General features: G+C 68.0%; 16 protein-coding genes. 1 reads left to right on the top strand and 15 read right to left on the bottom strand.

The genetic code is table 11. The annotated features are described in order from the left end of the window. Window positions 1-110: 110 nt before the first annotated feature. Window positions 111-890 carry an SDR family NAD(P)-dependent oxidoreductase gene (locus tag ACWIGI_RS01780; protein WP_454200416.1) on the top strand — a complete coding sequence of 260 codons (780 nt, stop codon included), beginning with the start codon at window positions 111-113 and terminating at the stop codon, window positions 888-890. A 17-nt stretch (window positions 891-907) separates the two neighbouring features. On the opposite strand, the gene ACWIGI_RS01775 is transcribed toward ACWIGI_RS01780, so the two are convergent. The 15 genes from ACWIGI_RS01775 to ACWIGI_RS01705 all read right to left on the bottom strand — a co-directional run bounded on the left by ACWIGI_RS01775 (window position 908) and on the right by ACWIGI_RS01705 (window position 13,810). Next, the gene (locus ACWIGI_RS01775; RefSeq protein ID WP_454200415.1) at window positions 908-1,543 is read right to left on the bottom strand and encodes a TetR/AcrR family transcriptional regulator; all 636 of its coding nucleotides are present in this window, start codon (window positions 1,541-1,543) and stop codon (window positions 908-910) included. Beyond that, window positions 1,540-2,172, bottom strand: a complete 633-nt coding sequence (locus ACWIGI_RS01770) for a TetR/AcrR family transcriptional regulator (RefSeq protein ID WP_454200414.1) — start codon at window positions 2,170-2,172, stop codon at window positions 1,540-1,542. Before ACWIGI_RS01770 ends, ACWIGI_RS01775 begins: the two co-directional genes overlap by 4 nt. A gap of 8 nt (window positions 2,173-2,180) precedes the next feature. Beyond that, a complete protein-coding gene (locus ACWIGI_RS01765) occupies window positions 2,181-2,813 on the bottom strand; it encodes a hypothetical protein (protein ID WP_454200413.1) in 633 nt (210 codons plus the stop codon). A 302-nt stretch (window positions 2,814-3,115) separates the two neighbouring features. Continuing rightward, window positions 3,116-4,066 (bottom strand): MlaD family protein, encoded by a 951-nt coding sequence (locus ACWIGI_RS01760; RefSeq protein ID WP_454200412.1) that lies wholly within the window; start codon window positions 4,064-4,066, stop codon window positions 3,116-3,118. Further along, window positions 4,063-5,070 (bottom strand): MlaD family protein, encoded by a 1,008-nt coding sequence (locus tag ACWIGI_RS01755; protein WP_454200411.1) that lies wholly within the window; start codon window positions 5,068-5,070, stop codon window positions 4,063-4,065. The genes ACWIGI_RS01760 and ACWIGI_RS01755 overlap by 4 nt, the downstream gene beginning before the upstream one ends. Further along, the gene (locus ACWIGI_RS01750; protein ID WP_454200410.1) at window positions 5,067-5,987 is read right to left on the bottom strand and encodes an MCE family protein; all 921 of its coding nucleotides are present in this window, start codon (window positions 5,985-5,987) and stop codon (window positions 5,067-5,069) included. Before ACWIGI_RS01750 ends, ACWIGI_RS01755 begins: the two co-directional genes overlap by 4 nt. Beyond that, complete coding sequence (locus ACWIGI_RS01745; protein WP_454200409.1) at window positions 5,987-7,000, bottom strand: MlaD family protein; 1,014 nt, start codon at window positions 6,998-7,000, stop codon at window positions 5,987-5,989. The genes ACWIGI_RS01750 and ACWIGI_RS01745 overlap by 1 nt, the downstream gene beginning before the upstream one ends. Further along, on the bottom strand, window positions 6,997-8,004 hold the full coding sequence (locus ACWIGI_RS01740) for an MCE family protein (protein WP_454200408.1): 1,008 nt from the start codon (window positions 8,002-8,004) through the stop codon (window positions 6,997-6,999). Before ACWIGI_RS01740 ends, ACWIGI_RS01745 begins: the two co-directional genes overlap by 4 nt. Then, window positions 8,001-9,029 carry an MlaD family protein gene (locus ACWIGI_RS01735; RefSeq protein WP_454200407.1) on the bottom strand — a complete coding sequence of 343 codons (1,029 nt, stop codon included), beginning with the start codon at window positions 9,027-9,029 and terminating at the stop codon, window positions 8,001-8,003. The genes ACWIGI_RS01740 and ACWIGI_RS01735 overlap by 4 nt, the downstream gene beginning before the upstream one ends. A gap of 3 nt (window positions 9,030-9,032) precedes the next feature. After that, the gene (locus tag ACWIGI_RS01730) at window positions 9,033-9,902 is read right to left on the bottom strand and encodes an MlaE family ABC transporter permease (protein ID WP_454200406.1); all 870 of its coding nucleotides are present in this window, start codon (window positions 9,900-9,902) and stop codon (window positions 9,033-9,035) included. Further along, the gene (locus ACWIGI_RS01725; protein WP_454200405.1) at window positions 9,902-10,732 is read right to left on the bottom strand and encodes an MlaE family ABC transporter permease; all 831 of its coding nucleotides are present in this window, start codon (window positions 10,730-10,732) and stop codon (window positions 9,902-9,904) included. Before ACWIGI_RS01725 ends, ACWIGI_RS01730 begins: the two co-directional genes overlap by 1 nt. A 262-nt stretch (window positions 10,733-10,994) precedes the next feature. Beyond that, window positions 10,995-12,224: an NAD(P)/FAD-dependent oxidoreductase gene (locus tag ACWIGI_RS01720; protein ID WP_454200404.1), complete on the bottom strand. Its 1,230-nt coding sequence runs from the start codon at window positions 12,222-12,224 to the stop codon at window positions 10,995-10,997. After that, entirely contained in the window at window positions 12,221-12,406 is a 186-nt protein-coding gene (locus ACWIGI_RS01715; RefSeq protein WP_454200403.1) for a rubredoxin, read from the bottom strand. The genes ACWIGI_RS01720 and ACWIGI_RS01715 overlap by 4 nt, the downstream gene beginning before the upstream one ends. Next, entirely contained in the window at window positions 12,396-12,587 is a 192-nt protein-coding gene (locus ACWIGI_RS01710; RefSeq protein WP_454200402.1) for a rubredoxin, read from the bottom strand. Before ACWIGI_RS01710 ends, ACWIGI_RS01715 begins: the two co-directional genes overlap by 11 nt. Then, the gene (locus ACWIGI_RS01705) at window positions 12,587-13,810 is read right to left on the bottom strand and encodes an alkane 1-monooxygenase (RefSeq protein ID WP_454200401.1); all 1,224 of its coding nucleotides are present in this window, start codon (window positions 13,808-13,810) and stop codon (window positions 12,587-12,589) included. Before ACWIGI_RS01705 ends, ACWIGI_RS01710 begins: the two co-directional genes overlap by 1 nt. Window positions 13,811-13,853: the final 43 nt, after the last annotated feature.

Raw genomic sequence — 13,853 nt, 5'->3', positions numbered from 1 at the left:
CGCCTTGATAGCAAGCATGAATAGCCCAATTCTGTTGGCATACAACACTATTCAGACAATTCACCGAACCCAAATTGGCCGTGCGCGAAGTTCAAAACTACAGTGACCTCGTGACCACATCCGAGTATCTTGCCGGGCTCTTTTCACTCCAAGGCCGCATCGCCGTGGTGACCGGAGGAAATTCCGGGATCGGGCGCGGCATCAGCGAGGCCCTGGCCCGGGCAGGGGCAAAAGTGGTGGTCGTGGCCCGCGATCGAGAAAGGCTGATTCATACGAATGAGGAGTTGCGGAACTCGGGCTGCGAAACCGCCTGGGTCGCAGCAGATCTTGGTTCCCGACCCGGTGTAGAAGCGGCCGCCGAGGAAGCCGCCGGGAAATTCGGAGAACCGGACATCCTGGTGAACTGCGCGGGAGTGAACCTGCGTCCCCCTTTCAGCGAGCTCGGGGTGGACGTGTGGGACCGAACCATGGCGGTCAATCTGGAAGCGCCCTTTCTGCTCGGCCAACGATTCGGGCCACGCATGGCGGAGCGCGGATTCGGCCGGATCATCAATATCTCGTCGCAGCAGGCCCACCGGGCGTTCGTGAACAGCGGCGCCTACGGCGTGTCCAAGGGCGGACTGGAATCACTGACACGCTCACAGGCCGAAGCCTGGTCGCCCCACGGCGTCACCTGCAACACCCTGGTGCCGGGATTCGTCGAGACCGCGATGAACGCGCACCTGTCCGCCGACCCGCAGCGGGTGGCGGCCCTGGCCGCGCGCACGTTCGTGGGACGCAACGGCCTGGCGGAAGACTTCGCCGGAGCGGTGGTCTTCTTGGCGGGCAACGGATCCGGCTATGTGACAGGGCAATCCATCTGCGTCGACGGCGGATTCTCCGTGCACTGAGAGCCGAGCACCCGGCGCTAGGGCTCCACGCCGAGCGCGGTGGCCAGAAACTCGGTGAGTTCCAGGCGAACTCGCTGCTGGGTCAGGCCGTCCGCGCCGGCGCGCAGGGCGGACAGCAGGGCCGACACCAGCACCGAGAGCAGGACCTCACTCGCCACGTCCACATCCACGCGGGAATCCAGGTAGCCCTGCTTCATGCCGTGACTCACCAGCTGGATCGCCTGTTCCACGTACCGCCCGGCGTTGTGGATGCAGCGCTCGATCACCCGATCATCGATCGAAGACGCTTCCAGGAGCAGGAAATTCACCAGGCCGGGCTCGGTGGCCACCAGGTCGTAGCAGCGGTCGACGACGCGCTCGTACCGCGTCCGGAAGTCCGCCAGGGAGTCCGGGAAGTCGTCACCCTCGGGGCCGAGCAGCAACTCGCGGATGTGGCCGAAACAGTGATCGATAACCGCGTCGAGGATCTCGCGCTTGTTCTCGAAATAGTTGTAGAACGTGCCGTGGCTGACGCCGGCCGCCACCGCGATGTCGTCGACGCTGACGGTGCGGAAGCCACGCGCCAGCACCAAACCGTAAGCGGCGGTGACCAGATCGGCCCGGCGCTGTTCCAGGCGGGCGGCCCGGCGGGTGCCGCGCGGGTCCTCGCTCATGAAGCCGCCTGGCGAACCCGAAGCACCTTCTCCAGCATGTACAGCGCCCCGGCGGTGCTGCGCTCACGGGTGAAAGGGGTACTGCTGCCGTGCAACTCGCGCACCAGGCCGGGGCCGACCAGGGACAGGATCGTGTGCGAGAGCACCTCGGCGTCGATGTCGGCGCGAATCCAGCCCGCGGCCATGCCGCGCTCGAGCTCGGCGGTGACCAGGGCCGCCACGAAGCCCTCGAAGCCGAAGAGGCGCTGTGCCAGCTCCTCGTCGATCGCGCCGGCCTCCACCAGCAGCAACCGCACCAGCTGCGGCTCGCGCTCGTAGAGCTCGTACACCCGCTCCACCGCACCCCGCACCACGTCCACCAGCTCGCCTACGCTCTCCGCCACGCCGAACAGCGTTTCCGGCTGCACCGATTGCATCACCTTCTCGACGCTGAAATCAATGACGTGGTCCAGGATTTCGCGCTTACTGCCGAAGTAGCGATACACCGTGCCCTGGCCTATCCCGGCCCGGGCGGCGACCTCGGAGATGGCGGTGGCCTCGTAGCCCTGCGCCGTGAACACTTCGTAGGCGGCTTCGACGATCTCGCGGCGCCGCCGCAGCGGCAACTCCCGCTGTGGCGGCCTGCCCATTCGGGATGCTATTTCGCGGCTCCTTCCTTGCCTGCCTCGGCCTTGTCCCCCGCGTCCTTCGGCCCGTAATTCACGACCAGCCATTCGCCGCCGCTCTCGGCGACCGTCACCATGAGCAGATTCGGCTTGGTCACCGGTTCCGCCTGCTGAATATTGCTGGTGCGCTGGGTAGCGTAGACCAGTACTTCGAATTGGTCATTGTCCATGGCCCGCACCGACGTTCCCGCGACCTGCCCGGTGGCCACCACCTGGGCTTCGGTCATGATCTTGGTGAGGGTGTCGTGCACCTCGTCGTAGCGCGCCCGCAGGGCATCGGACGTGCCCGACTGCACACCGTTGAAGAACGCGGGCAGATTCTTGTAGTCGTAGGTCAGCGAGCGCAGGGTGTAGTCCGAGGCCACCCGGGCGGCGGTCTCGCGGTCGGACTGGCTGGTGCGCAACGCGTCCAGGTCCGCCGCGCTCCCGCGCCACAGGACCCCGAGCACCACGGCGGCGACGGCCAGCAGCACGGCGGCACCGGCGACGATCGCATGGGCACGGTCGGCGAAAACCCTGCCCCACACCGCCGCCCGGGCCTCGGGCGGATCTGCCGGTTCCCCGGACTCCTTCGCCGGACTCGAAGCGCCGGAGACCGAAGGCACGGCGACCGCCGCCGCCGCGTCCGTCGACTTCTTCAGCGGTACAGCATCTTCCGCTGTGCTCGACGGAGTGTGCGAAGCGGGTGCGGGACTTTCGTCGCCCTCCGGCGCAGAGGTCTCGTCCGCGGCAGGCCGGGCATCCCCGGCCGCCGTTGCGCCGGAGGCACTCCGAGCGGACTCGGCCCCGGCATCGCCGGGTGCGGCCTGAGTCGACTCCTCCGCCCCGCCGGCCGTAACACCCTCTCCCGCATCCACCCCGGTCTCGCCCGGCTTCCTGTCGTTCGCGGTCATGACTCGGCTCCTGTCTATCGCGGAAACTCGACGCCGACGTGGGCCGCGCCATCGCCCGGGAAAACCGTGGCCAGCAGATCGACTATCGATCCGGCATCCACGCGCAGCGGTTTCAGCGCGCTGGTGGACGGTTTCAGGGCGGTGGCGATGAACCCGAGGTCGGGGCCGATCAGTTGCAGGTATTCGTCGATCCGGGTGACCAGCGGGCCGATCGGGTCGTCGAAGATGTGTTCGCCGACGTGGGAGTAGTTCTCGAACGCGGCGATGATGTGCAGCAGTTCCGGCAGCGCCCGGTCCACGTCGCCCGCGGCGGCGCTCAAACCCGGTGCGCGGCCGTCGAATCGATCGCCGAGGGTCTGGACGTTGCCGTACAGGCGCGCGATGGCATCGCGCTTGTCCCGCAGCAGGTTCGCGGTGCTCACCAGCGCCTGGGTGAGAGTCGCGATCTCGGCGTCGCGGCCCTCGAAACCCGTGGCGACGGTGGTGGCCAGGTGTTGCAGGCGGGCCGGATCCAATTGCGCGGTCAGCGCGTCCATCTTGGCCAGCGCGTCACCCACGGTACTGGCCGCGCGCACCTGACTCCGGGGCACCGTGTCGCCGTCGCGCAGGAACGGCCCGGCGGTGCCCTCGGGGCGGAAGTCCAGGAACTGCTCGCCCGCCGCGGAGAGGTTGGCGATGCGAACCGGACTTCCCGCAGGGATCCGGTAGTCCGCGTCGTACTCGACCTCGACCGCCAAACCCTGTGTGGTCGCGCCGATGTCGCGCACCCGCCCGATCGGCATCCCCCGGAGCGTGACCTCCGAGGTCTTCATCAGCCCGCCCGAGGTGTCCAGCAGGACCGTCACGGTGTTGGTGTCGCGGCGCGGGTCCATGTTCAGCACCCCGACGGCCATGTAGCTGCCGCAGATCAGGGTCAGCACGGTGAGCAGGGCCAGCGAGACCGGCCCGGAGAGCGAGAGTTTCACGGCACCATCCCGAGCGATCGCAGGGTTGTCACGAGTTGATCGGCCTGCGCCCCGGTGTCGACCCCCCGGATCTGTACGTCCGGGGCGTTCAGGAACGGAATCAGCTTGTCCCGCAGCAGTACCCGGAAGGTCTCCACGTTCTCCGCGAGGGTGATGTCGGAGTATCCGATGGTCACCGCGGCCGGCGCGAGCACCGCCACGATCGAGCGGAAGTCGCCGATGTAGGGCTGGATCAGCGTGCCCAGATTGCTCGCGAGCGCCCCGCCGCTGACGATCAGCTTGACGACGTTGAACAGCACATCGGACAGACCCGCGGCCCGGGCGGGACCGTTGGTGAGAATGCTGTCCACCGCTCCACGACCGGATTCCAGTTTTCCGGTGATCCGTTGCGCCGACACGAGAATGCGATCCAGTTCGGCGGTGTGGGATGCCATGTCACTCAGCGCCGCTCGCCCGGCCCGGTTGACGCGATCCAGTTCCGCGGGGTCCGCGGGGAACGCGGCGTTCACGTCGGTCACCAGTTGCTGGATGTCGGACCAGCGCCCGCCGGTGATGATGTTGGACAGCGCCCGCAGGATGTCCTCCACGTTCGTGGCGGGCACGGTCTGCGACACCGGGATCAGGTCGCCGTCGGACAGGAAGGTGGCCGGGGCGTTCTTCGGCGCTTCCAGGGCGATGTGGATGTCGCCGAGAATCGTGCTCTGGCGCAGTTCGGCCGTGGTGGCCGCGGGCAGTTTGGCGCCGGCCTCGATGTCGACCGTGGCGATGGCGGTGGTGCCGACCAGATCGATGTGATCGAGCATGCCGATCTCCACGCCCTCGTTGATCACCTTCGCGCGATCGGGCAGGTTCAGCACCGAACCGAATTCGATACGCACCGAGTAGGTTTCACCGCTGATGTAGGTGCCGGGGATGGGGATGTCGGTGGCCTTGACCCCGCAGCCGCTCAGCACCAGCGCCGCGACCGTGAGACCCGGGACCAGCCGGGTGAGCGTTCGCCTCATCGCACACCCGCCCGCGGCAGATTCGCGGCCAGCGGCGGCAGCTGTGACAGCAGATCGGTGATGTCGCCCCGGCGCTGCTCGATCAGATCGTGCAGCTGCGGCACCACCTGGTCGAGCAGGTCGAAGACCTGCTGATCGTACTTGCCGATATTGCGGGCGAGCACCGGCAGGAACTGCACGGCGATGTCCACGGCCCCGGCGAATTCCTGGGAGAACTCGCCGATCAGTTGCAGACCGGCTCGCAGATTGTCCAGTACCACAACCATATCCGGCCAGTTGGTGACGAACATGCTCGTCAGTTGATCGAGATTGTCGATGAGCCGGCGGAACACCACGTCGCGCGAGTTCGGGTCGCCGACCACCGCGGACAGCCGCTGCAGCAGCTGATTCCACTGCTGCCCGGTGCCATCGATGGCGCGATCGGCCGCGACGAGGGTGTCGTCGAGCAGGGTGTCGTCCGCCCTGCCGCCGGTCAGGTCCTCGGACAGCCTGCCCATGGCGTCCAGGGCCTCGCTGATGCCGATGGGTGTCTTGGTTCGCTCCAGCGGAATGCACTGCGCGGTATCGAAGCTCGGCCCGCCGGTGAACGGCTTCGTCAGCTCCACGTGCCGGTCGGTCACGATGGAGCTGGACATGGTGACGGCGGCGATGTCGGCCGGTAGGGTCACGTCGCCGCGCACGTCCATGGTGACCCGCATGCGGTTGCCCAGCGATTCGATCCCGGACACGGTGCCGATCTCGACGCCGAGCATGGTCACGCTGTTGCCCTCGTACAGGCCGACGGTGTCGGCGAATTCGGCGCACACGCTGTGCGAGGTCACCCGCGCGGTCTTGGCCCAGGTCACCCCGGCCACGCCGGTCGCCACCAGCACGGCGGTGGCGACCCCGGCGGCGAGTGCGGTTCGGAACCGATTCATCAGCACGCCTTGCCGTCGTAGGGAATGCAGACCCGTACGCCCGCGGCGGGTGTGTCCACCCGCACCTGCGTGCCGAGCAGGCCGTTCAGCCTGGCGATCACATCGCGCAGGGTGGTGATGACGACGTCGATGCGGTTCGGGTCGTCGAAGACCTTGGAGAAGAGCTGCTCGATCTCGGTGATGGGCGGCTCGAGGGTGTCCCCGAACGCCATGACCGGCCGGTTGATGATGAGCAGCAGCCGTTTGACGAGGTTGAACACCCCGACGATGTCCGCCTTGCGATTGCCGAGCCGGTCGGCGACCGTCCCGAGCTGGCGCACGAAGTCGGCCAGGATCGCCTTGTCGTCGGCGATGGCGGCGACGTATTCGTCCGATACCCGCAGCGCGGTGTCGAGTTGCCCGGTGCGCTCGGCCAGCAGGCCGGTCAGCTCGTTGGCGTTGGTGATCACCCCGCGCAGGGCGTCGGGCTGATCGTTCAGTGCCCGGTTCAGCTCCTCGACCGTGCCGCGCGTCGTCGCGGTGTCCACCTTCGAGAACAGCGGGGTGCCCTTGTCGAGGATGTCGCTGAGTTCGAACGGGGTCGCGGTGCGCTCGCGGGGAATGTGCCCGTCCCCCAGGTCCCTGTCCCCGGCCAGGCCGATGGCGAGGTAGTGACCACCGATCGGGGTCAGCATCTTGACCTCCGCGGTGGACTCGTGGCCCACGCGCACATCGGATTTCACCGTGAAGCTGATCTCGACGTGATCACCGGCGAGTTCGACCTCCCGGATCTTGCCGACGTTGATGCCCGCCACGCGCACCTCGTCCCCGGCCCGGGCGCCACCGGAGACCGCGAAGTCCGCGACGTAGGTGCGCTGCCCGATGGGCACCACGTACAGCGCCGCAGCGGTGAGCAGCAGCACCGAGCACACCGCCACACCCGCTATCCCCCAGCGCAATTGGGTCGGCTGATCGCCGCGGCCCGCCAGGACCTCGCGCACCAGCGCGCCGATGTACCGCACCGCGGCCGTCATTTGCACACCACCAGGTTCTGGGTCGAGAGAATGATGTCCGCGGTCGCGGGCAACGCGGCCGGGCCGTTGGAGCAGGTGATGCGCGGCTGATAACCCGTTCCGGGCATCGCCGCGTTCAGCCCGGTGACCAGGGCCGGGGTCAGCGCCAGCAGCCGGGTCAGCTGCTCGGTCTGCGGGACCAGCCGGCGCAGCAGGCCGTCGATCGGGCCGTAGCCGGCGTCGTAGGCGTCCCGCGTACCCTCCAGCAGCGGAATGAGCGGGGTGAGAGTGGCTTTCGCGGAATCGATGGCGCTGAGCACGGTCTGCGTCCGATCGGTGAACTGCCGCAGGATGCCGCTCAGCTGTGCCACGAGATCGCCCACCGCCTGCGACTTGCCGCCCAGCTCCTGCGAGACCAGGCCCAGGTTGCGGATCAGCAGCACGATGACCTGCTCGCTGTTACGGGCGTGCGCGGTCAGCTTGTCGACGTCGGCCAGCACCGGACCGATACCGGAGCCGTCACCCTGGATGACCCGGAGCAGGTTGTCGCCGAATTGGTTGAGCTGCGCGGGATCCAGGGTGTCGAACATCGGCTTGAAGCCGTTGAACAGCTTGGACACATCGAAGCTGGGGATGGTGCGCTGTACCGGAATCGTCGACCCCGCGGGCAGTGTCGCGCCGGCCGGGCCCTCGGTCAGCAGTTCGACGTAGCGCTGCCCGATGAGGTTCTGATACCGCACGGCGGCCTCGGTGTTGTCGTGGACAGCGCGCTGGCGATCGATGGTGAAGCGCACCCGGGCCCGGGGCCCGTCGAGCTCGACCGCCTCCACCTTGCCGACCGCGACCCCGGACATGCGCACCGAATCACCGGCGAACAGTCCCGAGACATCGGTGAAAATCGCGTCGTAGGTGACTTTCTCGCCCGGGATCGGCGTGCGCAGCGCGGTGACGATGAAGACCGAGCAGCCCGCCACGACGAGCACGAAGATCATGAGTTTGATCGAGGATTTGACGATGTCGTTCACCGCGGGGCCTCCGGAAGTGAATCGGCCAGGTACGGCATGGTTTTCGCGATCAGCTCGACCTGCAGGCGAATACGCCCGTCCCGCGGCTCGAACGCGCCGTCCATGGCGTTCAGCAGGGCCGGGACCCGGTGGTACGCCGGGACGAGCGAACCTGCGGACGCCGCGATCGGCACCGCCAGGTCCAGGACGCCGCCCAGCACCCGGTCGAGGTCGGGGTTGTTGCGCGCCAGCAGATCCGAGAGCCCGATCAGCACGGCCTGATCGAGGCCGTCGGTGGCGGTGTTGGCGCGGGCCCGGTTGCCCGGGTCGCCGAAGTAGACGCTCTGTTCGAGTACTGCCAGGATCGCGTGCCCCACCGAGGGGGTCAGATCGGCGAACGCGCCGGTCATGTCCCCGCCGATCGCGAGGTAGTGACCCAGGGGCGCGCGCTGGTTGTCCGCGAGCATGCGGGCGGTCTCGAAGAAGGACTTCAGCGCCGGGCCCAGGCTGTCGGCGTTGTCCAGCAGCAGATCGAAAAGCCTGCGGACGGTGTCGGAATCGAGCACCGTGGTGAGCCGGGCCGCGCGCCGGAACACCCCCGACACGGTGGCGTTGGTGGCGTTCTCCCCGATGCTCAGCACCGAGTTCTCCGCCAGCGGGCCACCGCCGCTGCCCGCGACGAGTTCGATCGCGCTGGAGCCGAACACATTCGAGGAGGTGAACCGCGCGGTCACGTCGTCGGTCAGCGCGCCGGCCTGATCCCGCTCGATCTCGATCTCGATGCGCTGCTGGCCGTAACCGACCGTGGTCACCTCGCGCACCGTGCCGATGGCGTAGCCGCGGAACTTCACCTCCGCGCCGGGCGCCAGGCCCTCGCCGAGGGTGGCCGCGTCGATGGTGAGGGCGAATCTATCGGCGAAAGACCCACGCGCGTAGGAACTCACGACGATCCCCACCACGACGATGACGACCGCGAACACCAGCCCGCGCAGGCGCAGCATCCAGGGGCCCGCGGCCCGGCCGGAATGATCCTGAAATACACCCATGACTCACCCCGAGATCCGAATGCCGACGTCCAGGCCCCAGATCACGATCGTCAGGATCATGTCCAGGATGACCACCAGCACCAGGCTGGCGCGGATGGCCCGGCCCGAGGCCCGGCCCACGCCCTCCGGGCCGCCGGTGGCGTAGAAGCCCTGGTAGCCGTGGATGAGGATGATGGCGATGACGAAGATCGTCGCCTTGATCAGCGACGCCACGACGTCTCCCGGTTGCAGGAAGGCGTTGAAGTAGTGGTAGTAGGTGCCCGAGGACTGCCCGTGCAGCACGTTCACCACCGTCGCGCACGAGAGGTACGACAGGATGAGCGTGAGCAGGTGCAGCGGCACGATGGTGATGACGCCGGCGATGACGCGCGTGGTCACCACGAACGGCATGGGCCGGATGCCGATGGCCTCGAGCGCGTCGATCTCCTCGGAGATGCGCATGGACCCGATCTCGGCCGTCATCCGGCAGCCCGCCTGGGCGGCGAAACCGATGGCGGCCACCATGGGCGCCATCTCGCGGGTGTTGGCGTAGGCCGAGACGAACCCGGTCAGCGGGCCCATGCCGACCATGTTCAGCGCGGTGAAACCCTCCACCCCGATGGAGCCGCCGACCGCGATGCCCAGGAACGCCAGCACCGCGACGGTGCCGCCGCCCACGATGATCGCCCCGGAGCCCCAGGTGATGTCGGACAGGATGAGCATGGTCTGGCGGCGGTACACCCGCAGCGTGTGCGGGATCGCGGCCAGCACCTCGTAGACGAAAGTGGCCTGGTGCCCGAGGGATTCGAGAACCGACATGGGGGCCTGCGCGCCGCGCTCGGCGACCCGGCCCACCGAACCGAGGGCGTGATAGCGGGCGGGAACCTGCGTCATCAGCCCACCTGCTGCGGTAGGAACATCGAAACCAGCTGGGTGATGACGAGATTCACCCCGAAGGCCGCGATCACGCCGATCACCACCGCGGCGTTCACGGCGTTGGCGACCCCCTTGGGACCGTGGGTGGCCTCCAGCCCCCGCTGGCAGGACACGATGAGCACGATGACCCCGAAGAGAATCGACTTCACGATCGCCACGCCCAGATCGCTCATCTTGGCGAAGGCCGAGAAGGCCGAGAGGTAGCTGCCGGGCGTGACGCCCTGAAAGCCCACGGCGATCACGTATCCGGTGAACACGCCCATGAAGATGATCAGCATGCACAGCAGCGGCGTGAGCGCGAGCATGGCCGCCAGCCGGGGCGCGACCAGCCGCCGCACCGGGTCGATGCCCATGGTGCGCAGCGCGTCCACTTCGTCGCGAATGGTGCGCGCGCCGAGATCGGCGGCGATGGCCGAACCGGCGGCGCCGCCCAGCAGCAGCGCGGTGACCATCGGCGCGCCCTGGCGGATCACCCCGAGTCCGCCCGCCGCGCCGGAGACCGAACTCGCGCCGACCTGCTGGGTGAGGCTACCGACCTGCACCGCGACGATGACGCCGAACGGAATGGCAACCAGCACAGCGGGAATCGCGGTCACGCTGACGATGAACCAGCCCTGCTGCAGGGTGTCGCGCCACGGATGTTTGAGACCGATGGTGTCGGTGATCAGGTAGCGGAAGGCCGCCACGGCCAATTGCAGGGTGCGCCCGAATGTGCGCAGCCCGGAGAGAACGAAATCGATTGCCTGCCGCACCAGCGGATCGGGCCCCCGAATAGCCTTGTCGACCAATGCTTACCACCCCACTGCCCCTGTTGGTCGTTGCCGACCGGCCGAACAGTAATACAGATTTCGGACTGACGTGTCAGTCTTCACGGGGTTTGTGCAAATGCTTGACCGACCGGCCCGTTCGAGGGAAAAATGCCCAATCCCATTACCGATGACCGGGCCCGGCAACGCCATTCAGCAATGTACGGGCAATCGAAAATACCGCCGATCAAATAATTGATTCGGCGGTATTTCACTTATTGCGAGTTATTAGCTCGCTTGCGATTCAATTAACGCTGCGGGCGAGATCGACAAGCGACGCCAAGAGCACCGACTCGTCGGCGCACACCGCGGGATCGAGCACCGCGCGCCGGGCGATGAGATCGCGGGCGGCGCGGATGTCGGCGGGACGACCGACCGCCACCGCACCGGCGAGCCTGCCCTCGCGCACACCCAGCACGGTGAGGTCGGGCGTACCCGGCACGCCGCGCACGACCAGCTCGTCCGACGGCTCGATCCGGCCCGCGAACTGGATGTTCACGCCGTACTGCGTGGACCAGCCCCAGGAGACCTCGGCCGTCTCGGGCGCGGTGCCGAGCATCGCGGCGGCCGCCGCCGCGCCCTGGGCCTGCGCGCTGTTCCAGTGCTCGTCGCGACGGTGCACACCGGTGTCCAGATCGAGCCGGGCGGCGGCGTCGCCCGCGGCGAAGACCCCCGGCGCGCTGGTGCGGTAGCGCTCGTCGACCAGGATGCCGTCCGCGACCGCGATGCCGGCCGCGGCGGCGAGCGCGATGTTCGGAACGGCACCGATAGCAACCAGTGCCGCGCGCGCGTTCCAGGCGCGGCCGTCCTCGGCGGTGGCGGTCACCGTGTCGGGCGCGGTCCGCTCGATATCGGTCAGCAACACCCCGCCGTGGATATCGACTCCGTTGCCGGCGTGCAGATTCCGCACGAACTCACCGATCACCGGCGGCGCGATCCGGTCCAGCGGAGCGGCCCCGGCGTCGAGCATCGTCACCCGCGCGCCCAGTGTCGTCGCGGTGGCGGCGACCTCGCAGCCGATCAGTCCCGCACCGACGATCAGCAGCGAACCCGCGTCGATCGCGGCGCGCACGGCCCCGATGTCGGCCCGCCCGCGCAGGGTGTGCACCCCGTCCCCGGAGCCGGGCAGTGCGCGCGGGCGCGCACCGGTGGCCAGCAGCAGGCTGTCGTAGCCGAGCTCGGCGCCGTCGTCGAGCAGCACCCGCGCGCGCTCGGGCTCGATGCTCACCACGGTGGCGCCGGTGCGCACCTCGATGTCGCGCGACTGCCAGAACTCGCTGGGCTCCAACAGGGTTCGCCGCTCGACCGCGGTGCCCGCGAGCATCTCCTTGGACACCATGGGCCGCCGGTAGGGCAGGTCGTCCTCCGCGCCGATCAGCACGATCGCGCCCGGGTATCCGGCGGTGCGCAGGGTGCGGGCCGCGGTGGCGCCCGCGACGCCGGCGCCCACGATGACAATGCGGCCGTTCGTCACGAGCGGCTGACCTCCACCATCTCGAAATCGGCCTTGGCCGCACCGCAATCCGGGCAGGACCAGTCCTCGGGGATGTCGGCCCAGCGGGTGCCGGGCTCGATGCCGTCCTCCGGCCAGCCCAGGGCCTCGTCGTATTCGAAGCCGCACACCAGGCAGCGGAAGAGTTTGTAGTCAGTGCTCATGGCCGGGTCCTGTACTCGCGGAGGTGGATTCGAAGTCGAGCTTCTCGCGGACGCCGCAGTCGGGGCAGCACCAGTCGTCCGGGATCGCCGACCACGGGGTGCCGGCGGGGAAGCCTTCCCGGGGAGCCCCGGCGGCCTCGTCGTAGACGTAGTCGCAGACCGGGCAGGTGTAGGCGGCCATCAGCGCACCCCGTACTTCGCCAGGACGCGCTCGCGCTTGGCGGGCTGGATGTTCACGCGCGTGATGTCGCCCGCGTAGTGGTTCAGCACGCGGTGGTCCATGACCTTGCGCCACAGCGGCGGGAAGTAGGCCAGGCCGATCATGCTGGCGTAGCCGCTGGGCAGGTTGGGCGCGCCGTCCATGCTGCGCAGGATCTGGTAGCGCCGAGTGGGATTGGCGTGATGATCGCTGTGCCGCTGCAGGTGGTACAGGAAGATGTTGGTCACGATGTGATCGGAGTTCCAGCTGTGCGAGGGGGTGCAGCGCTCGTAGCGGCCGCTCGCGGTGCGCTGGCGCAGCAGTCCGTAGTGCTCGAGGTAGTTCACCGTCTCGAGCAGCGCGAAACCGTAGACACCCTGAATCACCAGGAACGGCAGCACCATCGGGCCGAAGGCCACCGCCAGCGCGCCCCACAGCACGACCGACATCAGCCAGGCGTTGAGCACGTCGTTGTGAATCGTCCACGGGTTCTTGCCCAGTCGCCGCAGCCGGGTGGCCTCGAGCTCCCAGGACGAGCGCAGGCTGCCCCACACGCTGCGCGGCAGGAAGGTCCAGAACGATTCGCCGAAGCGGGAACTGGCCGGATCCTCCGGGGTCGCGACGCGGACGTGATGACCGCGGTTGTGCTCGATGTAGAAGTGCCCGTAGAACGTCTGCGCCAGGGTGACCTTCGAGAGCCAGCGCTCGAGCTCTTCCTTCTTGTGGCCGAGTTCGTGCGCGGTGTTGATGCCGACGCCGCCGACCACGCCGATGCTCAGCGCCAGGCCGAACTTGGAGATCAGGCTCAGCCCGCCGTCCACGCCCAGCCAGGACAGGTCCGTGGCGGTCCACAGGTAGCAGGCGTAGATCAGGCTCAGCAGCTGGAACGGGATGTAGGCGTACACGCAGTAGCGGTAGTACCTGTCGTTCTCGAGCCACTCCATGACCTCGTCCGGCGGGTTCTGCCCGTCCGGACCGAAGAAGCGGTCCAGGATCGGCAGCAGCACGTAGACCAGCAGCGGGCCGATCCACCACCACACCGGGGACACGGCCTGCCAGCCGAGCTGATTGAACACCCACACGAACCCGGTCGTGAGGAATACGGCGGTCGGTGCGACCAGGCCGAAGAGCCAGAGGTAGCGCTTGCGGTCATGCCACTGCGGCGGCACGACTTCGCGGGCCTCCCCGGTACGAGACGTCGTCATTGTCGATCTCCTAGACATTTACACTTCTTCACGAAGTGTATTC

This window comes from Nocardia sp. NPDC055321 (assembly GCF_053645575.1).
The sequence above is the reverse complement of the archived record's forward strand: the minus strand, read 5'-3'. Positions and strand labels throughout refer to the sequence as shown.